Raw genomic sequence first — 20,620 nt, 5'->3', positions numbered from 1 at the left:
CAGGAGCGAAGAATGCCGCAGCCGCCAAGCCCCCCTGCCTCTCCCGCCGAGCGTTGGGCCTGGCTGAGGGCCGAGCAGACTCGCTACTGGGGTGAGCCAAGCCAGGCCGGCGATCAACTCCCGGCGACGCTCGCTCTGTTCGAGCAGCTGAAGCGTGAGGCGCCCTGTGATTTCGGGGTGGCCCTGGTGGCCCATTTGGTTTGCTTGCTGGATGAGGAATTCCAGGGGCACACCACGGGGCCGTTCTTGGCGATTGGCCTGGGTTGGACCGAGCTAGGGCTGGGCGCGCCCTACCGCATCTATTTGCTGGCCAAGAGTTGCCACCTTCACGCCTTCATCGGCGAGGTGGAGCAGGCGGCGCTGTTGTTGGCGCGCTTGACCGATCTGAATGCCGAAGCCGCGACGGCGCCGGAGGATAGGGCGCACTACCAGATCGCTCTGGCCGCCTGTCTTTGCGTGAAGCAGGAAACTCAGCGCGAGATTGAATGCCTGCTGGCGGCTTCAAGGCTTTACCAAGAGGCCGCGTATCCGGGGCCGTGGGTGGTGGCCCTCACCGATCTCGCCCTGGCCTACCGGCGCCAAGGTGATCTGGAGCGGCGACTGCAGGCCTCGCAGGCGGCCGTGAAGTTCAGTGTCGAGCAGCGGCGCTGGGCTGAGGCCTGCAATGCCTTGACCGGCGTGGCCGAGGCTTTTTTGGAGATGGGCGACTCTGGCCAGGCCCAGCAAGCGGTGAGCAGCGCGGGTGCCTACTTGGCCTGCATTGGCGACTACGCGCGGCAGCGCTTCGAGCCCGAGGTCTTGGCCGCGCAGGCCAAGTGCTGCGCCGCCAGCCAGGACTTCGCCGGTGCAGCGCAGTTGATGCAGCAGAGCATTGCGGGCCTCGCGACCTTGCAGAGCAAGAACGCTCATCACGCGCGGAGGCTCAGGGAGCTGGCGCCTTGGCTGATGCAAACAGACGATGGGCAAGGCGCTTTGCTGGCGCTTGAACAAGCCCATGCCTGGGAGCTGGACGACCTGCGCTTGGCGAGCCAAAGGGCTTTGACGATGGCGCTTGAGAAGGCGGAACTGCACCATGCTCAGATTGACCGAGAACATGCGCAAGCGCATGCCAAGGCGCTGGAGCGCCAGAATCAGGCTTTGAGCGAATCGCTTCAGTTACAGCACGACTTGCAAGACGAGTTGATTGCCAGCAGCCGCCTGGCTTCGCTCGGCAGTTTGTTGGCAGGGATTGCGCATGAGCTGAACACGCCGCTGGGCGTTGCCCTGACGGCGCTGAGCAGCTTGGTGGCGCGGGGGCAGGCGCTTGAGCAACGCTTGCAGCAGGGGGCGGTGTCGCGCTCAGGGTTGCAGGCGGATGTGCTTGCTCTGACGACGGGTGGTGCTTTGTCGCTGAGCAATGTTGAGCGTGCCCTCAAGCTGATCGCCACTTACAAGGAAATCGTCGCTGAGTTACCCGAACCGCGGCTTGATCTCGCCGCCAAGGAGGCACTCGCGACGCTGGTGCAGGCCGCTTGGCGCGAGGCCTTGGGGCCTAGCAGCGCGCTCAGCCTGCAGCTGGATCTGGCCGAGCCATTGAGCGTGGCCAGTGGGGTCATCCATGATGTGCTGGTGCAGCTGTTTCAGAACGTGGCGCGCCATGCTTACCCGCCCGGGCAGGCGGGCCTGGTGCGGGTCAGCGCCGGGCGCAACGGTCATCAGCTGTGGCTATCTGTGCAAGACCAGGGGCGCGGCATTGCCGCCGATCTGCTGCCGCGCGTGTTCGACCCCTACGTGACCACTCAGTTTGGTCAAGGCCGCAGCGGCCTGGGCCTGTTCAAAGCGCAGGCTCAGGTCAGCAAGGAGCTCAAGGGCCGCCTGAGCGTGAAGAGCGCGCCGGGACAGGGCGCGCGCTTTGAGATCGAGTGGTTGCAGTTGGAGCTTCCTGCGCAGGAAGTGCCTCTGCTAGCGCAGTCCCCTGTGCCTTGAGCCGCGCGGCGGTCCCGCGTTAGCCTTGCAGATGCCGGCGCAGAAAATCAAGCGTGCGTTGCCAGGCCTGATCGGCGCAGGCGGCGTCGTAGACATGCGCGCGGCTGCTGTTGAAGAAGCCGTGGGCGGCCGGGTAGTGATGGATGTCGGCGCCCGGTGGCAGCAGGGCCACAAAGGCTTTCACGGCCTCGGGTGTGCACCAGTCATCGATGTCGGCGTAATGGCCTTGGAAGGGAATGGCCACGTCCTGCGGCGCGGCAAAGGCGGCCGGCGGCATGCCGTAAAAACAGCTGGCGGCTGACAGGCCTTTCACATGCACGGCCGCGGCCACCGTCAGCGCGCCGCCCATGCAAAAGCCGCTCACGCCGACCTTGGGGCAGCCCCCTGTGCCACGCAAATAGGCCAGTGCGCCGGCCAAGTCTTGGTGCGTGGCGTCGGCGAAGCTCAGGCCGCTCATCAAGTGGCTGGCTTCGTCGGCATCGCTGGCCTGGCGGCCGCGGTAGAGGTCGGGCGCCAAGGTGGTGAAACCGGCGGCGGCATAGCGGTCGGCGGTGGCGCGGATGTTGTCGTTCAAGCCCCACCATTCCTGCAAGAGGATCAGCCCAGGGGCATTGGCTGCCGCTGCGCGGGCGAGGTAGGCGGGGCTGGACGCGCCGTCGGGGCGCGGGAATTCGATCATCTGTCCCATCTTCTTTGCTCCTGCTTGGAATGAGGCTGCCATCCTACTCAGCGATTCGGCTGCGGAGTGCTTTTGGCCAGGGACTATTGCTGCCGCAGGCACTCTTCCAGCTTCATGCCGGTCAACTGCTTGATGCCGCGCGCCAGGTAGAACAGCACGCCCATCATCATCAAGGTGGACGGGATGGCGATGACGGGCCAGCTCAGCAAGTTCATGCGGCCCAACTCCGCATTGAAGGCTTCGCTGCCGGCGGGGCTTTGCACCACCCAGCGCGCCAGGGCGTAATTCATCGCGCTGGAGAAAGCGAAGCTGCCCGCCAGCATCCAGGTGCCCAGGCGCAGGCAGCACTCAAACGCGGCGGTGGCGCCGCGCACGGCCAGGGCCGTCTCGATGCGCGGCACATCCATGATTTGCGGGTTGAATACCAGCAGGCGAATCAGCGGCTTGCGCGTCATGGCGGAAATCAGCACCACCAGGCCGATCAGGCCCGGCACGGCCGCTTCCTTGACCGCCAACCATTGCGGATCCAGGGCCAGCAGGCCGATGCCACCGGTCATCAGGGTGCTGAGCACGCCCAAGCCCGCCATCCAGCTGAAGCGGCGTTCGCGCACTGCCGTGCGCAGGGCCCAGAACAGCGGCATGGACAGGGCCAACATCAGCGCGCCCATCGTTCCCAGGCGTTCCGGGCTGCTGAGCTGCATCAGCACCAGGGAGGGCGCCAGCAGGGTCACCAGCAGTTCGGTGAAGGTGTTGGCGGGGCGCTGGCTGGGGCTGGCGCTGGAACTGGGTGGCAAGGCGTTTGACATGGTGGCCGGACTGTAAGCGCCCGCGCTGTCAGATGGCTGTCCGGCGGTTGTTTGGCGATGCGGCATTCGCCCGCTTGATGAGTCAGGCCGGCTGAATCAGGCCGGATCGCGCACCCGCTGGGTGAACCACCACATATGGCCGTCGGGGTCTTGTGCGCCGTAGCTGCGGTCGGCCCAGTACTCGGGGCCGTAGTCATGCAATTCCGGCTCGGCCAGGATGATGGCGCCGGCCGCGCGGGCCTGCGCGCAATGGGCCTCGACATCATCGACAAACAGCATCAGGCACTGCGTGTTGGCGCCACCCACGGCAAGCGGGCTGCGGCAGGGGATGCCAAACTTAGGCTCGCGCTCAGCCCCGCCTTCGCCCACCATGATCATGGCTTCGCCGTAAAGCAGCTGGCTATGCAAGACCCGGCTGCCATCGGGGCTCATGACCTGGATGGCCACTTCAAAGCCGAAGGCGTCGACCAACCAGGCTATGGCCTGGCTGGCGTTGGCATAAAACACGCTGCTGCTCAGGCGCGGCCAGCCGGCCGGTGGGGGTGTTTCGGGTGGCATCGCGGTCTCCTTTGTTTTGAATGTCAGCGGAGGTGCTTGGGGCCTACCCCGTCACACGCTTGGATTGAGGATTTTGGCCACCGGGTTGGGCCGCAGGCGGAAGGCGTCCGCCATGCCCGAACCCAGCAAGGGGCGCAGATAAAGGCGGAAGGCATCGGTCACATCGGTGCCGCTGGCGCTGATGAATTCGTCTTCCATCACGCGGGTCTTGCCGGCCACCGCTGTCAGCGGCAGCAGCTCGTAATCGACCGAGTAATTGCCCACCCGCTTGATCGCCACCGAACCATCGCGTTGGCCGTGGAAGGCGAATTGCACCGCCTTCTCGCCGACCTCGCGGGCCTCGCGTTGATCCACATCGGAGACGCAGCCGATGAAGCTGCGCTGCAGATAGCCGAAGGTGTCGCCCCGCACCCGCTTGATCTTGAGGCTGGATTTGATGTGCTCGCAGAGCAGATCGGCCAGGGCGCCGGTGCCGGACAGCTGCACATTGCCATGGGCGTCGCGGTCCAGCTGGGGCGCGAGTTGGGCGAGTATGGGTTCGCCGGCGGCGTCGTGGATGCCCTCGGAGACGGCGATGACGCAGCGGCCATGGCGCTCGTACATGGCTTTCACATCGGCCAGAAAGCGTTCCAGCTCGAACACCCGCTCGGGCAGGTAAATCAGGTGCGGGCCGTCGTCAGGGAACTTCTTGCCCAAGGCCGATGCTGCGGTCAGAAAGCCGGCATGGCGCCCCATCACCACACCGAGGTAGACCCCGGGCAGGGCAGCGTTGTCGAGGTTGGCGCCGGCGAAGGCCTGGGCCACAAAGCGGGCGGCGGAGGGGAAGCCGGGCGTGTGGTCGTTCTCCACCAGATCGTTATCAATTGTCTTGGGGATGTGGATGCAGCGCAGTGGGTAGTTAGCGGCGGCAGCTTCCTCGCTGACGATGCGCACGCTGTCGGAGGAGTCGTTGCCGCCGATATTGAAGAAGTGGGTGATGCCGTGGGCCTGCAGCACCTTGAAGATCTGGTGGCAGTAGGCGGCGTCAGGCTTATCGCGGGTGGAGCCCAGGGCGGAGGAGGGGGTGCCGGCCACCAGTTCCAAGTTGTGGCTGGTTTCCTGGCCCAAATCAACGAAGTCTTCGTTGATGATGCCGCGCATGCCGTGCCAGGCGCCGTAGACGGCCTCGACCTTGGCCTGGCGGCGCGCCTCCAGCACCACGCCCACCAGCGATTGGTTGATGACGGCGGTGGGGCCGCCACCTTGGGCGACGAGGATCTTGGCTGGCTTCATGCGTGAACTCCTGCTGCTTCCATCGGACTATGCCCTGAGTGTGCCGTGCCGCCGCAGGGAGCCGCACATCAGTTTCCCTTATGACGATGAAGGGCGCGTGATGCCGCTTCACTTTCGCGGCCTTCGGTCGTACAACTGCGAGGCCTATAACCGGCCAACGAGCCACAAGGAGACTGTGATGAGCCAAAACAAGATGACGGTAGGGTGCCCCAAAGAAATCAAGAACCACGAGTACCGGGTGGGCCTGACGCCCGCCAGCGTCCGTGAGCTGACATCGCGCGGCCACAAGGTGCTGATGCAGACCGGCGCGGGGGCTGCGATTGGTTTGTTGGACGAGCATTACCTGGCCGCCGGCGCCACGCTGGCGCCCGATGCGGCCACCGTGTTCGCCCAGGCTGACATGATCGTCAAGGTCAAGGAGCCGCAGCCGCAGGAATGCGCCATGCTGCGCCCGGGCCAGATCCTCTACACCTATCTGCATCTGGCGCCGGACCCCAAGCAGACGGCGGCGCTGGTCAAGTCCGGAGCCATCTGCATTGCGTATGAAACGGTGACTGGCCCGGGCGGCGGCTTGCCGCTGCTGGCGCCGATGAGCGAGGTGGCCGGGCGCATGTCGATTCAAGCGGGTGCTGCGCATCTGGAAAAGAGCAAGGGCGGCATGGGCGTGCTGCTGGGTGGTGTGCCCGGCGTGGCGCCTGCGCATGTGGTGATTCTGGGCGGCGGCGTGGTCGGCACCCATGCCTTGCAGATGGCCGTGGGCATGGGCGCGCGCGTCACCGTGCTTGACAAGAGCGTGGACCGCCTGCGTCAGCTGGACTTGGTGTTCGGCAACCGCATCAGCACCCAATACTCGAATGTGCAAAGCGTGGAAGAGGCGGTGCTGTCGGCTGACTTGGTGATCGGCGGCGTGCTGATCCCGGGTGCCTCCGCGCCCAAGCTGGTGACGCGGGCGATGGTCGCGCGCATGAAGAAGGGCGCCGTGGTGGTGGATGTGGCCATCGACCAGGGCGGCTGTTTTGAGACCTCGCACGCCACCACCCATGCCGACCCGACCTTTGTGGTCGACGGCGTGGTGCACTACTGCGTGGCCAATATGCCCGGCGCGGTGGCGCGCACCTCGACCTTCGCGCTCAACAATGCCACCATCGGCCATGCCGTGGCCTTGGCCGACAAGGGCTGGAAGCAGGCATTGAAAGACAACCCGCATCTGCGCGCCGGCCTCAACGTGGCGCAGGGCCAGCTGACCTACGAGGCAGTGGCGCGGGACTTGGGATACGCGTATGTGCCCCCAGATAGCCTCTTGAGCTGATACGCGCTATCGTTGCCTGATGAACTCGCTGCAGCAAAGCCCGCCCGGGCTTTGCCGGCAGGTTCTTCAGCCGAGCGTCAATCGGCTGACTCAGATGGCCTCAATAACTCAAGGAGTGAACACCATGGCAGAGATCCCCACCGTTCAAAGTGACCGTTTGATTAGCGATTTGCACGCGGTTGTGGCCGAGGCCGAGTCCCTGCTGCGGGCGACCGCAGGCTCGGCCGGTGAAGGCGCCACCGAGTTGCGCGCCAAGGTGCAGGCCAGCCTGGACCGTGCCAAGCACAATCTGGCCGATCTGCAGGAGGCCGCCGTGGAGCGCGCCCGCGCTGCGGGCCGCGCGACCGATGCCTATGTGCATGAAAACCCCTGGCAGTCCATCGGCCTGGCGGCCGGTGTGGGCTTGCTCTTGGGCATGTTGATCAGCCGCCGCTGATTCTTGTTCGCAGGCCGCGCCAGGCTGATGCTGGCGCGATTGGCTTGCGCGGCTGGTGCGAGTGCTCGGCAAGCGCCGAGCGCTTACTTCAGCGCAGCCGGCTCAACCGGTGTGCCTCAGGTGGACTCGGCCGCCAGCGGGTGCTCCATCCAGCGCTCCAGCTGTTCGGCCGGCATGGGCCGGGCGAACAAATAACCCTGGCCTTCATGGCAGCCCAGGGCCAGCAGTTGCTGGCGCTGCTCTTCGGTTTCGATGCCTTCGGCGATCACCGTCAGGCCCAGGCCGCGACCCAGGTTGATGACCATTTGTGCAATCGTCGAGCCGGCGCTGGAGCTTTGCGCTTCGCGCACAAAGGCGCGGTCGATCTTGAGCCGGTCCACATCCAGCTGACGCAGATGGCTCAGTGATGAGAAGCCGGTGCCGAAGTCATCAATCGCCACCGTGATGCCGCAGCGCTTGATGTCCGCCAGGATGTGCATCACCAACTCGGTGTCTTCCATCGCCATCGATTCGGTGATCTCGAGTTCAAGATTGCGCCCGTCGACGCCAATGTCGCGCAGCGCGCGCATCAGCATGGCGATGAAGTCCTGATGGCGAAACTGCGCCAGCGACACATTCACGCACATGCGGAAATCGGCGTAACCGAGTTCCAACATGCGTTTGGTTTGATGGCAGGCGGTGCGCAGCACGAACTCGCCGATGCTGATGATCAGGCCCGACTTTTCCGCCAGGGGGATGAATTGGTCGGGCGGCACAAAGCGGCCCTCTTCGGTGCGCCAGCGCAGCAAGGCTTCCGCGCCAATGGCCTTGCCGGTGGCCAAATCCACCTGCGGCTGATAGACCACGAACAGGCGGTTCTCTTCGAAGCCCGCGCGCAAGCCTTTGAGCAGCTTGAAGCGTTCGCGCGCATCGGTGCCCATGGCGGGTGAGAAGTATTGTGAGGAACCGCGGTGTTGCAGCTTGGCTTGCTTGAGCGCGATTTGCGCGTCCAGCAAAAGCTCGGAACCCACAGCGGCCGAATCCTCCAGCCGCACCAGGCCGGTGGTGGCCGAGAGTTGCAGTCGCTCGCCCGACACCGCGAATTGCTCGGTGAACACGGCTTCGATCGACTCGCCACACACTTGGGCGCTGGGCCCCAGCAAGCCGAAGGTGTCGGCGCCGACGCGGGCCATCGCGGTGTTGAAACCCAGGCGCTCGCCCAGGCGAACCACCACCGCTTGCAAAACCTGGTCGCCGAACTGGTGGCCGAAGGCGTCGTTGATGTCGGAGAAATCGTCGATGTCGATCAAGGCCAGCGTGATGCCGGCCGGATCCTTGAGGTTTTTGTCCAGCAACTCGACGAAGCGGTTGCGGTTGGGCAGGCGCAGCAATTGGTCGTTATAGGCCTGGTCCAGCAACTGGCTATAGAGCACCACGTTTTCCAGGCCGACCGAAATATTGGCGCAAAAGGCGCGCAGCAGGCGCTGATCCATTTCGCCCAGGGTGCGGCCCACATCGACCAGCGCGGCCATCGGGCGGCCGTTGGACAGGCCGAAGTAAAGACAGGTGCCATCCTCGTAAATGTTCTCGCGCTGTTGCAGGCAGCGTTGCAGCGGATCGCGCACGGCGGAGATGGGCACCGAGCTCAGCGGCAGATCCATCAAGCTGCTGTACTGGCCGGCTGCGGCGACGATGCGCACATCGGTGTTGGCGTCGGAGCCCACCTGTGCGCACACCAAGCCCTCGGGCAAGATGCCCAGCATGGCGCAGATCTGGGTCACTACGCCTTCAGAAAAACGGTGCAAGCCGCGCAGGCGGCTCAGCTCGGTGCTGGCCTCCACAATGATTTCCAGGCCGCGCCGATTGGCTTCCAGTGCGCAGATCTGGCGGTAGGAGCGGATGGCGGCGGTGAGCACCGTGTACAAACGGGTGCGGGTCAGCTCCGACTTGGTCTTGTAGTCATTGATGTCATAGGCCTGCACCGTTTCGATTTCGGGGGCATAGCCGGGCTGGCCGGTGCGCAGCACGATGCGCAGAGAGGCGAGCTGCAACTCGTCGCGGATATAGCGCACCAGCTGCAGGCCGGAGTCTTCGGTCTCCATCACCACGTCCAGCAGCACCACCGCCAGATCATGTTCATGGGCCAGCACATAGCGGGCTTCGGCTGCGGAGCGGGCGTGGACAAAGGTGAGCGGCTGGCCTTCGACCAGCAGGCCTTGCATGGCCAGTTCGGTGGCTTTGTGGACGTCGCTGTCGTCGTCAACGATCAGGATGCGCCAATGACTGGCTGAACCGGCAGGGTCGCGCTCGCCCGGTTCGGGGCCTTCCAGGAATTCCAGCAAATCGTCATCGCCCTGTGCTTCAGGGGGCATCGGACTGTTTGTCTCTTGCATGGGGGGGCTATGCTCCAGCCGATAGATTGACAATGGCACAAGGGTATTCGATTCTGAACTTCATCGCCATGCTCGCAACCCTGTGCGCTGATGTGGCGCAACACTTGAAAGCTGACTTGTAGCAGCATTTTTAACGATCTGATCCCTGTAAAAGCTTGGCGTCAGTTTTTGATATGGAGGAAGTGGCATGAGGGAAACGCAAAAAGAGTCGCCGCAGGCGGCAACGGCCAAGGCTGACGCAGCCGATCCCGCCGAGAGTGGCGGCCTGTTCGGCAGTGTGCGGCGCTTGTTTTTGCATGCGCTGGAGATGCTGGAAATCCGCGTCGATATGTTCTCCGTCGAGCTCGAGGCGGAGAAGCTGCGGCTGTTTTCCGCTTTGGTCCAGGCTTTGATGGCCTTGCTGCTAGCCGTGGCGGCGCTGGGCTTGTTCTCGGCGGCGGTCTTGCTGCTCAGCCCGGAGCCCTGGCGTTGGCTGGCGGCCTTGCTTCTGGGCGCGGGCTACGCGCTGCTGGCTTGGTGGTGCTGGCAACGAGCGAGCGCCAATATCAGTCAAAAAGGCGGCGCTTTTGCCGGCAGCGTGGCCGAGTTGGCGCGTGACCGTGAAGCTTTGGGAGGCTGAGCATCATGTTTCAACAAGAACTCAATGACCTGAAGCTGCGCCACCTGGCCTTGCGCCTGCGCAGCATCGAATTGCGTGCCGAGATGCGCAAGGAGGCGCAAACCCTCACTCAGCCGCTGGGCTGGTGGGGTTTGGCCGGAGGTGCTGCGGGCGCAGCGATATTGCTCAAGGGGCGCGCCCGTCGGCCGGGCCTGGCCCGAATCCTGAGCTTTGTGCAGCTGGCGCTGCGGGTGGCCAACCTATTCCGGCAAGCCAAGCAGCAGCCTTGAGGCTGCGCTCAGTGGTCAGTGCTCAGCGCTGGCCTGGTTTCGCTGGTTTGCCCGGCTTGCCTGAGGGGCTGGGTTTGCCGGCGCGGCTAGATGGGCTCGCCGATGTGCCCGCTTTGCCAGCAGCCCCGTGAGGCTTGAGCGGCTGGGCTGATTTGGCCGGTGGGCGCGAGCCGTTGTCACGCGGCGGCAGGCCGGTGTGCTGGGTCAGGATCTGGCCCGGCTGTGGCTGCGCGTTGGGACGAGATTGGGGCCGAGCTTGCGAAGGGTGGTGCAGAGACTTGGCGACTGGTCGCGCCGTTGCGGCTGACCCGCTAGGCCCAGCGCCGCTGCGCCCGGCAGGCGTAGGCGTAGAGTTTTTGCGCCGCGCGCTCTCGTAGCTGCCGTCGGTGACGGGCTGGTAGCTCGGGATCAGATGATGCTTGCCGTTGCCGATCAAGTCACTGCGGCCCAGGGTCTTGAGCGCTTCGCGCAGCATCGGCCAGTTGTTGGCGTCGTGGTAACGCAGGAAGGCCTTGTGCAGGCGGCGGCGGCGGTCGCCGCGCACGATATCCACCACCTCGCTGGTGGCCGCGTCGCGGCTGATCTTCTTGAGCGGGTTGCGGTTCGAGTGGTACATGGCCGTGGCCGTGGCCATCGGGCTTGGGTAGAAGGTTTGCACCTGGTCGGCGCGGAAGCCATTGCTCTTGAGCCAGACAGCCAGATTCATCATGTCCTCGTCCGAGGTGCCGGGGTGGGCGGCGATGAAGTAGGGAATCAGGTATTGCTTCTTGCCGGCCTCTTCGCTGGCGGCATCAAACATCTTCTTGAAGCGGTCATAGGTGCCGATGCCCGGCTTCATCATCTTGGTGAGCGGGCCGTCCTCGGTGTGCTCGGGCGCGATCTTGAGGTAGCCGCCGACGTGATGCGTGACCAACTCCTTCACATACTCCGGTGACTGCACGGCCAGGTCGTAGCGCAGGCCTGAGCTGATCAGAATCTTCTTCACGCCCTTCAAGGCCCGCGCGCGGCGGTACATCTTGATCAGCGGGTCGTGATTGGTGTTGAGGTTCTGGCAGATGCCGGGGTAGACGCAGGACGGCTTGCGGCAAGCGGCCTCGATCTCGGGGCTCTTGCAGCCGATGCGGTACATATTGGCCGTGGGGCCGCCCAGGTCGGAGATGACACCGGTGAAGCCCTTGACCTTGTCGCGCATCTCTTCGATCTCGCGAATCACCGAGTCTTCCGAGCGGCTTTGGATGATGCGGCCTTCATGCTCGGTGATGGAGCAGAAGGTGCAGCCGCCGAAGCAGCCGCGCATGATGTTGACGCTGAAGCGGATCATCTCCCAGGCGGGGATCTTGGTCTCGCCGTCATGGCTGCCGTTGGCGTCGGCGTAGCTAGGGTGGGGTGAGCGGGCGTAGTTCAGGTCGAACACATGGTCCATCTCCGGAGTGGTCAGCGGGATGGGCGGTGGGTTGATCCAGACATCACGGTCGGCATGGCGCTGCACCAGGGCGCGCGCATTGCCAGGGTTGGTTTCCAAATGCAGCACGCGGTTGGCGTGGGCGTACAGCACCGGGTCGCTCTTGACCTGCTCGTAGGCCGGCAGGCGGATCACCGTGCGCTCGCGTGGCGGCATTTGGATCTTGCCTGCCAGCGGTGCGGCTGCGGGCTTGCGGTGGATGGTGATGGGCTTGCTACCGTCACTTGCTTCTTGGCCGGCCTTGACCTGGCCCGTGACGCAGCCGGCGGCCTTGTCCTCGGCGGTTTGCTCGATGGTCTGGTAAGGGCTGATGTGTTCGTCCACGCGGCCGGGCATGTCCACCTCGGTCGAATCCAGTTCGAACCAGCCTTCGGCCGTGGGGTCATTGGTGCGGCGCATGAAGACGGTGCCGCGAACATCGGTGATGCTCTCGATCGGCTGACGCGCGGCCAGGCGGTGTGCCACTTCCACGATGGCGCGCTCGGCATTGCCGTAGACCAGCAGGTCGGCCTTGGCGTCCACGATCACCGAGCGGCGGACCTTGTCCTGCCAGTAGTCGTAATGGGCAATGCGGCGCAGCGAGGCCTCGATGCCGCCAATCACGATGGGCACATCGTTCCAGGCTTCTTTGCAGCGCTGGGTGTAAACCAGGGTGGCGCGGTCTGGGCGCTTGCCGCCTTGGCCGCCGGGGGTGTAGACGTCATCGCTGCGGATCTTGCGGTCCGCTGTGTAGCGATTGATCATCGAATCCATATTGCCGGCGGCGATGCCGAAGAACAAATTCGGCTTGCCCAGCACCTTGAAGGGGTCGGCGCTTTGCCAGTCGGGCTGGGCAATGATGCCGACGCGAAAGCCCTGCGCCTCCAGCGTGCGGCCGATCACGGCCATGCCAAAGCTGGGGTGATCCACATAAGCATCACCGGTGACGATGATGATGTCGCAGCTGTCCCAGCCGAGCTGATCCATTTCGGCGCGCGACATCGGCAAGAACGGGGCCGGCCCGAAGCGCTTGGCCCAGAACGGCCGGTAGGCCGTCAAGGCCTTGGTGGCCTTGGCGGATTTGTCGGCGGTGGCTGGCTTGCTGCTGGACTTTTGGGCTTGCATCTTGAAATGGCGCGGCAAAAGCGCAGGCCGACGGGTGGCCGGCTGCGCCTCACTGAATTTGGGGAAGGGTCGATTGTCCCTTGTCCAGGCGCAAACCCCTACAAGGCCTGTGCAATTCAGGGGGCTTGGCTGTGGGCTTTGTGCCGGAAAAGGCCTGAAATGCGAGCGGGATGCGCTGTTTCAGTCGCTCGCGCGGCGTGGGCCGCACAAATTGCCCTGGCCTAAGCGCGCTGACTCTTCGGCGGTCATCAGCGGCAGCAGGGCCTCGCCCTGGTAGCTCAGGGCGGTCAAAAAAGTCTCCACCGTGGACTGGCCAACCGCCACCAAGTCGAAGGACGGGGGGTCCATGCACCACTGGTGCAGCAAACCGTCCACCAAGGCGACCAGCGTCACCGCCGCATTGGCGCTGTTCAGATTGGCGGGCAGTTGCCCCAGTGCCTTGGCATGCTCAAAAGAGGCTTCGTTCTGCGCCCGCCAACCGCGGTGTGAGGCCAGTCGGCGATCCACCAAGGCCTGCATATCTCTGGTGTACTCGACCTTCTGCGTCGAAATTTCGAACACCCGTCTTGCGCGCTCGTTATGCATGGCCGAGTGGAATACGTTGACCAAGCCCCAACGCAGATCCAGCAGGCTCAGCGCGGGCTCCTCCGCGTCGGTGCCGGGTTCGACCGCAGGGCTCAGGCCCTCTTCCAGCGGCATGGTGGCGCGCTCCATCATGGCGTTGAAGAGTTCGGCCTTATCTTTGAAGTGCCAATAGATGGCCCCGCGGGTCACGCCCGCGTGGAGAGCGATGTCGTGGAGCGAGCAGCGCGAGACGCCGCGTTGCTGAAACAGCTGCTCCGCCGCGTCGAGGATGCAGGTACGGGTTTCCTGCGCTTCTTGCTTGGTTTTCCTGGCCATGATCCTATTCTAAGCAAGATTACATACATGCACGAATGTATGTTTGTATATACTGTCGCTTATTTCGCGGCTTTGGCCCCACGTTTGAACCCAAGTTGTTGCCAGGTAAAGAGGCTTATCGCGCAAAAATGCGTGGCTAGCTGCAACTGCCAGGCGCCATGAACTTCTTCATCCAATTGAGCAAGATCAATATGAACCAACAAGCAAGCAAGCCCTCTTCCAAGCTGGGCGCTGGCGCAAGAGCGCTATATCTCCTGCCTTTGTGCGTCGCTGTGCTTGCCGCTTTGTCGGCCTGCGGCGGCGGTGACAAGGCAGCGGCCGCGGGCCCAGCCGGCGGCATGCCGCCACCTCCCCAGGTGGGCGTGGTGAAAGCCAGCTTGCAGCCTGTGGCCGTGCAGACCGAGCTGCCGGGTCGGGTTGAAGCCCTGCGCACGGCGCAGGTGCGGGCCCGTGTCAATGGCGTGGTGCTCAAGCGCTTGTTCACCGAAGGCGCCGAAGTGCGCGCCGGCCAGCCGCTGTTCCAGATCGACCCCGCTCCCTACCAAGCCGCGCTGGACAGTGCGCATGCCAGCCTGATCAAGGCGCAGGCGAACCAGAGCCAGGCGTCGGCCCAGGCCGAGCGCAACAAGCCGCTGGCCGAAGCCAAGGCCATCAGCCAGCAGGAGTACATCACCTCGGTCGCAGCTGCCAAGTCGGCCGAAGCCGATGTGGCTGCCGCCAAGGCCGCCATCCAGACCGCCAAGTTGAATCTTGACTATGCCGCCGTCAGCGCGCCGATCTCTGGCCGCATCGGCCGGGCTCTGGTAACCGAAGGCGCCTTGGTCAGCGCGGCAGAGGCCACACAACTGGCCCTGATTCAGCAAACCAGTAGCGTCTACGTCAACTTCACCCAAAGCGCCAACGAGGTGCAGCAACTGCGCCGCGCCCTGAGCAACGGCAAGATGCGCGCTGATGCCGCGCAAAGCGCCCAGGTGCGCATCGTGCTGGACGATGGCACCGAACTGGCCAAGCCCGGCAAGCTGCTGTTCACCGACCTGAGTGTGGACCCCACCTCCGGCCAGGTGACCCTGCGCGCCGAAGTGACCAATGCGAACAACCAATTGCTGCCCGGCCAATATGTGCGTGTGCGCTTGAGCCAAGGCGAGTTGCCGGCCGGCATCTTGCTGCCCCAGCAGGCGGTGACGCGCAGCAACCAGGGCGACTCGGTCTTGGTCGTCGGCCCGGACAACAAGCCCATGCCGCGCAAGGTCAAGGTCGATCGCGGCCAAGGCAATCAATGGGTGGTGCTGGAAGGCCTGCAAGCCGGCGAACAAGTGATCGTGGACGGCTTCCAGAAGATGTTTGTGCCCGGCGCCCCGGTGACCCCGGTGCCGTGGACGCCGGCTGCATCGGCACCCGCCGCACCTGCCGCCCCAGCGGCATCGGCCGCCAGCGCCGCAGCGCGTTAAGGCGAGGACGCAGTCATGTCAAGATTCTTCATTGATCGACCTATTTTTGCTTGGGTGATCGCCCTGTTCATCGTGGTGTTTGGCGCTGTCGCCGTCACCGTGCTGCCAGTGTCGCAATACCCCAAGGTGGCGCCACCCTCGCTGGTGCTGAGCGTGGCCTATCCGGGCGCCTCGGCCAAGGTGTTGGATGAAAGCGTGATCTCGGTGATTGAGCAGGAGCTCAACGGCGCCACCGGCCTGGCCTATATGGAGTCCACCTCCCAGGCCAATGGCACCGGTGCCATCACCATCACCTTTGAGGCCAACACCAATATCGACCTGGCTCAGGTCGATGTGCAGAACCGCTTGTCGCGCGCTTCGCCGCGCCTGCCTGCTGCGGTGACGCAGCAAGGCGTGCGGGTCGACAAGGCGCAGAACAACTTCTTGTTGTTCGTGACCTTGTCCAGCAAGGACGGCACCAAAGACCCGATCTCGCTGGGTGACTATGCCGCCCGTTCTATCGTGCCCGAGTTGCAGCGCATTCCCGGCATCGGCCAGGCGCAGCTCTTCGGTACCGAGCGCGCCATGCGCATCTGGCTGGATCCCGCCAAGCTGCTGAGCTACAAGCTCAGCCCGGCCGAGGTCAATGCCGCCATCCGCAACCAGAATGCCTTGACGCCGGCCGGTGTCATCGGCGACCTGCCCAACCTCAGCAGCCAGACCATGTCGGCCACGGTGGTGGTCAATGGTCAGTTGGAAAACACGACGCAGTTCGAGAACATCGTTTTGCGCGCCAACACCGACGGCTCCAGCGTCCGCCTGAAGGATGTGGCGCGGATCGAATTGGGTGGCCAGAGCTACGGCACTTACTCGCGCCTGAACGGTCAGCCGGCCACCGGTATTGGTATCCAGCTGGCGCCCAGCGGCAATGCCTTGGCGGCGGCCACCGCGGTCAAGGACCGCATGCTGCAGTTGCAGAAGTTCTTCCCCGAGGGTGTGGTCTACGAGATTCCTTACGACTCGTCCAAGTTCGTCAAGGTGTCGATCCACCAAGTGGTGGAGACCCTGGGCGAGGCCGTGTTGCTGGTGTTCCTGGTGATGTTCTTGTTCTTGCAGAACTGGCGCTACACCTTGATCCCGACCCTGGTGGTGCCCATCGCGCTGCTGGGTACTTTCGGCGTGATGTTGACGCTGGGCTTCTCGATCAACGTGCTGACCTTGTTCGGCATGGTGCTGGCCATCGGTATCTTGGTGGACGATGCCATCGTGGTGGTGGAGAACGTCGAGCGCATTATGAGCGAGGAGGGCCTGTCACCGCTGGAGGCCACCCGCAAGGCCATGACGCAGATCTCCGGCGCCATCATCGGCATCACCGTGGTGCTGGTGTCGGTGTTCGTGCCGATGGCCTTCTTCTCCGGCTCGGTGGGCAATATCTATCGTCAGTTCTCGCTGGCGATGGTGGCGTCCATGCTGCTGTCCGCGCTGATGGCTTTGACGCTGACCCCGGCCCTGTGCGCCACCTTGCTCAAGCCAGTGGAAGCCGGTCATCACCACGAGAAGCGCGGCTTCTTCGGTTGGTTCAACCGTGGTTTCTCGCGTACCGCCAAGGGCTATGAAGGCTGGGTTGCCAAGCTGCTCAAGCGCAGCGGCCGCATGCTGATTGTTTACGCCGCGGTGCTGGCGGCTGTGGGCTGGATGTATGTGCGCATGCCCACCTCTTTCCTACCCAATGAAGACCAGGGCTATCTGATCGTGAACGTGCAGCTGCCGCCGGGTGCGACGGCCAACCGTACCGAGGCCGCCGTCAAGCATGTGGAAGACTTCATGCTCAAGCAGCCCGAGGTGGAAGCCACCATCGGCGTGATCGGTTTCTCCTTCTCGGGTCAGGGTCAGAATGCCGCGCTGGTGTTCGTGCCGCTGAAGCCTTGGGAAGAGCGTGTCGGCCCGCAGCACAGCGCCTCGGCGCTGGCAGGCCGCGCCTTTGGCGCCATGATGGGCCAGGTGCGTGATGCCTTCATCTACCCGCTGAGCCCGCCACCCATTCCTGAGTTGGGCAATGCCACCGGCTTTGCGCTGCGCTTGCAAGACCGTGGCAATCTGGGCCACGAGGCCTTGCTGAATGCCCGTAATCAAATGCTGGGCATGGCATCGCAAAACAAGAAGATTGTTGGCATGCGCCCCGATGGCTTGGAAGACGCGCCGCAATTGCAGGTTGATATTGACCGCGACAAGGCCAACGCCCTGGGCGTGAGCTACGAGTCGGTGGCCAATGTGATCGGCACGACGCTGGGCTCGTCTTATGTGAACGACTTCCCCAACGCCGGCCGACTGCAGCGCGTGATCGTGCAGGCTGATGTGGCATCGCGTATGCAGCCCGACGACATCCTGCGCCTCAACGCCATCAATGCGCAGGGCCAGAACGTGCCTTTGTCGGCCTTCGCCCATGCGCACTGGATCACAGGTCAGACCCAGGCTGTGCGCTACAACGGCTACCCCGCCATGCGCTTGGCAGGTGATGCCGCCCCCGGCGCCTCCACCGGCGATGTGATGAAGGAACTGGAGCAAATGGCGCAGAAGCTGCCCAAGGGCATCGGCTTCGAGTGGACCGGCTTGTCGCGCGAAGAAAAGCTCTCGGGCTCGCAAGCGACCGTGCTGCTGGCCTTCTCTCTGCTGGCCGTGTTCTTGTGCCTGGCTGCTTTGTACGAAAGCTGGTCGATCCCGCTGTCGGTCTTGCTGGTGGTGCCCCTGGGTATCTTGGGTGCGCTGCTGGGCATGACCTTCCGTGGCATGCCGAACGACGTGTACTTCAAGGTGGGCCTGATCACGGTGATTGGCTTGTCGGCCAAGAACGCGATTCTGATCATCGAGTTCGCCAAGGACCTGCAGGCCGAGGGCAAGGGTCTGGTGGAGTCCATTCTGGAGGCCTGCCATCTGCGCTTCCGCCCCATCATCATGACCTCGATGGCCTTCATCTTGGGCGTGTTGCCGCTGTACTTCGCCTCCGGCGCAGGTTCGGCCAGCCAGCGTGCCATCGGCACCGGCGTGATGGGCGGCATGTTGACGGCCACCTTCTTGGCTGTGTTGTTTGTGCCGATCTTCTTCTACGTGGTGCGCCGCATCTTCAAGGCTCCGCCGGGTGCCGCCAATGTGCACAAGATCAGTAGCGACAAACCGACACTCCCCCGCACGGAGGAGCATTGAAATGAGCCGATTGAATTCATCACCTCTGAACATCGTCGCGGTTGCGGCAGCCGCCCTGGCCTTGAGTGCCTGCGGTTCGCTGGCGCCCAAGAACGAGCGGCCGGCCGCGCCGGTGGCACAAGCTTGGTCGGCCACACCCGCGACCGTCAAGGGAAGCGGCCCGGCCGCCGCTGAGCTGCCTTGGCAGAACTTCTACGGCAGCGATGCCCGCTTGCGTGAGCTGATCAAGCTGGCGCTGGAAAACAACCGCGATCTGCGCGTGGCCCTGCTCAATGTGGAGCAAGCGCGTGCCTTGGCGGGCGTGGCCGACTCGAATCGCTGGCCCACTGTGGGCGTCGGCGTGCAGGGTTCGCGCGCCCCTGACAGCAAGGGCAATAACGTCAATAGCTATCAGGCTGGCTTGCAGATCACGGCCTATGAGCTGGACCTGTGGGGCCGCGTCAAGAACCTCAGCGATGCGGCCGCAGCGCGCTATCTGGCTACGGCCGAGGGCAGTCGCGCCGCGCAGATCTCGCTGGTCGCTGGCGTTGCTTCGGCCTATCTGGCCTGGGTGGCCGACGGTGAATTGCTCAAGCTCTCGCAAGACACCGTGGCCACGCGCGGCGAATCTCTGCGCCTGATGCGCCTGAAGTTCGACGGCGGCGCTGCCTCGGCGCTGGAATACAGCAGCGAGCAGTCGGCGCACTCCTCCGCTTTGGCGAGCTTGGCCCAGGCCAAGCGCAATCTGGCGCAGGATGAGAATGCGCTGGCCTTGCTGTTGGGGCAGCCTCTGCCAGCGAACTTGCCGGCCGGGTTGAGCCTGGCGGCGCAGTCCCTGGCGGATGTGCCGGCCGGCTTGCCGTCTGAGGTCCTGGTGGCGCGGCCCGATGTGCGCCAGGCCGAGGCCCAGCTGATGGCGGCCAATGCCAATATCGGTGCGGCACGCGCGGCTTTCTTCCCGAGCATCTTGCTGACGACGAACTACGGCACTGCCAGTTCGGCCTTGTCGGAGTTGTTCAAGAACTCGGTCTGGACCATCACCGGCCAAGCCTTGATGCCCATCTTCGACGCCGGCCGCAACCAGGCCAATCTGGATTCGGCCAAGGCGGCGCAGGGCATTGCCGTGGCGCAGTACGAAAAGGCGGTGCAGACTGCCTTCCGTGAAGTGGCCGACGGCTTGGCTGGCCGCGCCACCTACGGTGAGCAATTGCAAGCGCAAAGCGCGCAAGCCAAGGCTGAGGCCGAGCGCTTGCGTCTGGTGAATCTGCGCTACGCCAACGGGGCGTCCAACAGCCTGGAATGGCTGGATGCGCAACGCGCCAGCTTCGCGTCGGAGCAGGCTTTGGTGCAGGTGCGTCTGGCAACCCTGCTCAACGGCGTCAATCTCTACAAGGCCTTGGGCGGCGGCGTTGCTGCGCCGGCGGCTGACAAGAGCTGATGCCTGAGGGAGGCCGAGTTCTCGGCTTGCTCTGAAACGGCAAAGGGCTCCCTCGGGAGCCCTTTTTGTTGTTCGCCACCGCAGTGAGTGGGTGGCAGCGGCTCAGGCCGCGATCAGTGCACGGCCTTGATCCATGCCAGGCCTTCGGCCGTGGCGTAGCGTACCGCAGCGCGCTGGCTCAGGAAGCGGCGCGTGAAGCGCATCACACGGTCATGGCTGGCCATGCCGGAGCCGGAGCGAATGGAGACTGCTGCTGCAAAGCTGCCGTCGTCTTGGGTTTTGATAATGGGTGAGACAAGATATTTGCCCACCTCAATGCTTGTTTTCTTATGCATTTTTCATAGAGGTGTGCACCCGAAGCAATCTTCAGATGCGGTATGGCGAAGGGAAGTTGCAGCATGGCGGGTGCAACGGTCCGTGAGTCTTCGAGGCCTCGAACGGACAGGACATGGCTTGGGAGGCCAGTACTTTCAAAGCTTTACTGCTTGCCTTTGTTCTTTGTGGTCTGGGCAAATCAATGAAGTAAAACAAAGCACCCCGGAGGGTGCCTTTTTAAGCCCGACGCTCACGCGTCGAGTGTGGGCAGCGACAAGCGCTGCCCGGCGCTAATTACAGAGCGCGGATGTTCGAAGCTTGCAGACCCTTGGGGCCTTGCTTGACTTCGAATTCAACCTTTTGGTTCTCAGCCAGCGTGCGGAAGCCGCCGTTGTTGCGGATTTCGCTGTGGTGGGCGAACAGATCCTTGGAGCCGTCTTCAGGCGTGATGAAGCCGAAGCCCTTGCCGTCGTCGAACCACTTCACGGTACCAGTTTGCATTGTCGTCA

At 63.9% G+C, this 20,620-nt stretch carries 17 protein-coding genes; 8 read left to right on the top strand and 9 right to left on the bottom strand.

The features are described from left to right. Positions 1 to 12 precede the first annotated feature (12 nt). The gene (locus AT984_RS15650; protein ID WP_058720889.1) at positions 13 to 1,965 is read left to right on the top strand and encodes a sensor histidine kinase; all 1,953 of its coding nucleotides are present in this window, start codon (positions 13 to 15) and stop codon (positions 1,963 to 1,965) included. Positions 1,966 to 1,984: 19 nt separating this feature from the next. Here the strand turns inward: AT984_RS15650 and AT984_RS15645 are convergent, their stop codons facing one another. The 4 genes from AT984_RS15645 to AT984_RS15630 all read right to left on the bottom strand — a co-directional run bounded on the left by AT984_RS15645 (position 1,985) and on the right by AT984_RS15630 (position 5,280). After that, positions 1,985 to 2,653: a dienelactone hydrolase family protein gene (locus AT984_RS15645; protein WP_058720888.1), complete on the bottom strand. Its 669-nt coding sequence runs from the start codon at positions 2,651 to 2,653 to the stop codon at positions 1,985 to 1,987. Positions 2,654 to 2,727: 74 nt separating this feature from the next. After that, positions 2,728 to 3,450, bottom strand: a complete 723-nt coding sequence (locus AT984_RS15640) for a VC0807 family protein (RefSeq protein ID WP_058722374.1) — start codon at positions 3,448 to 3,450, stop codon at positions 2,728 to 2,730. Between the two features lie 96 nt (positions 3,451 to 3,546). Beyond that, positions 3,547 to 4,008: a VOC family protein gene (locus AT984_RS15635; RefSeq protein ID WP_058720887.1), complete on the bottom strand. Its 462-nt coding sequence runs from the start codon at positions 4,006 to 4,008 to the stop codon at positions 3,547 to 3,549. Between the two features lie 51 nt (positions 4,009 to 4,059). Further along, positions 4,060 to 5,280 (bottom strand): 6-phosphofructokinase, encoded by a 1,221-nt coding sequence (locus AT984_RS15630; RefSeq protein WP_058720886.1) that lies wholly within the window; start codon positions 5,278 to 5,280, stop codon positions 4,060 to 4,062. Positions 5,281 to 5,473: 193 nt separating this feature from the next. On the opposite strand from AT984_RS15630, the gene ald reads away from it, so the two are divergent. Then, positions 5,474 to 6,589, top strand: a complete 1,116-nt coding sequence (gene ald / locus AT984_RS15625) for an alanine dehydrogenase (RefSeq protein WP_058722373.1) — start codon at positions 5,474 to 5,476, stop codon at positions 6,587 to 6,589. Between the two features lie 124 nt (positions 6,590 to 6,713). Further along, entirely contained in the window at positions 6,714 to 7,025 is a 312-nt protein-coding gene (locus tag AT984_RS15620) for a DUF883 family protein (RefSeq protein WP_156422054.1), read from the top strand. 116 nt (positions 7,026 to 7,141) lie between these two features. Here the strand turns inward: AT984_RS15620 and AT984_RS15615 are convergent, their stop codons facing one another. Continuing rightward, a complete protein-coding gene (locus AT984_RS15615) occupies positions 7,142 to 9,376 on the bottom strand; it encodes an EAL domain-containing protein (protein WP_058720884.1) in 2,235 nt (744 codons plus the stop codon). A 208-nt stretch (positions 9,377 to 9,584) separates the two neighbouring features. Here AT984_RS15615 and AT984_RS15610 point away from each other — a divergent pair, with 208 nt between their 5' ends. After that, a complete protein-coding gene (locus AT984_RS15610) occupies positions 9,585 to 10,016 on the top strand; it encodes a phage holin family protein (protein ID WP_058720883.1) in 432 nt (143 codons plus the stop codon). A gap of 5 nt (positions 10,017 to 10,021) precedes the next feature. Further along, the gene (locus tag AT984_RS15605) at positions 10,022 to 10,285 is read left to right on the top strand and encodes a hypothetical protein (protein ID WP_058720882.1); all 264 of its coding nucleotides are present in this window, start codon (positions 10,022 to 10,024) and stop codon (positions 10,283 to 10,285) included. Positions 10,286 to 10,307: 22 nt separating this feature from the next. Here the strand turns inward: AT984_RS15605 and AT984_RS15600 are convergent, their stop codons facing one another. Continuing rightward, complete coding sequence (locus tag AT984_RS15600) at positions 10,308 to 12,851, bottom strand: YgiQ family radical SAM protein (protein WP_058722372.1); 2,544 nt, start codon at positions 12,849 to 12,851, stop codon at positions 10,308 to 10,310. A gap of 180 nt (positions 12,852 to 13,031) precedes the next feature. Then, entirely contained in the window at positions 13,032 to 13,751 is a 720-nt protein-coding gene (locus AT984_RS15595; protein ID WP_058720881.1) for a TetR family transcriptional regulator, read from the bottom strand. Between the two features lie 158 nt (positions 13,752 to 13,909). On the opposite strand from AT984_RS15595, the gene AT984_RS15590 reads away from it, so the two are divergent. Genes AT984_RS15590 through AT984_RS15580 form a run of 3 tightly spaced genes read left to right on the top strand, consistent with a single transcriptional unit; the run spans position 13,910 to position 19,796 of the window. After that, positions 13,910 to 15,199 (top strand): efflux RND transporter periplasmic adaptor subunit, encoded by a 1,290-nt coding sequence (locus AT984_RS15590; RefSeq protein ID WP_231741437.1) that lies wholly within the window; start codon positions 13,910 to 13,912, stop codon positions 15,197 to 15,199. Between the two features lie 15 nt (positions 15,200 to 15,214). Then, entirely contained in the window at positions 15,215 to 18,379 is a 3,165-nt protein-coding gene (locus AT984_RS15585) for an efflux RND transporter permease subunit (RefSeq protein ID WP_058720880.1), read from the top strand. Between the two features lies 1 nt (position 18,380). After that, on the top strand, positions 18,381 to 19,796 hold the full coding sequence (locus tag AT984_RS15580; RefSeq protein ID WP_058720879.1) for an efflux transporter outer membrane subunit: 1,416 nt from the start codon (positions 18,381 to 18,383) through the stop codon (positions 19,794 to 19,796). Between the two features lie 113 nt (positions 19,797 to 19,909). Here AT984_RS15580 and AT984_RS15575 read toward each other — a convergent pair whose 3' ends face one another. Beyond that, the gene (locus tag AT984_RS15575) at positions 19,910 to 20,131 is read right to left on the bottom strand and encodes a hypothetical protein (RefSeq protein WP_058720878.1); all 222 of its coding nucleotides are present in this window, start codon (positions 20,129 to 20,131) and stop codon (positions 19,910 to 19,912) included. A gap of 274 nt (positions 20,132 to 20,405) precedes the next feature. Further along, on the bottom strand, positions 20,406 to 20,612 hold the full coding sequence (locus tag AT984_RS15570; protein WP_058720877.1) for a cold-shock protein: 207 nt from the start codon (positions 20,610 to 20,612) through the stop codon (positions 20,406 to 20,408). Between the last annotated feature and the right edge of the window lie 8 nt (positions 20,613 to 20,620).

The organism is Paucibacter sp. KCTC 42545, from assembly GCF_001477625.1.
GTDB lineage: Bacteria > Pseudomonadota > Gammaproteobacteria > Burkholderiales > Burkholderiaceae_C > Paucibacter_A.
This window is presented reverse-complemented; position numbering and strand designations above follow the sequence as displayed.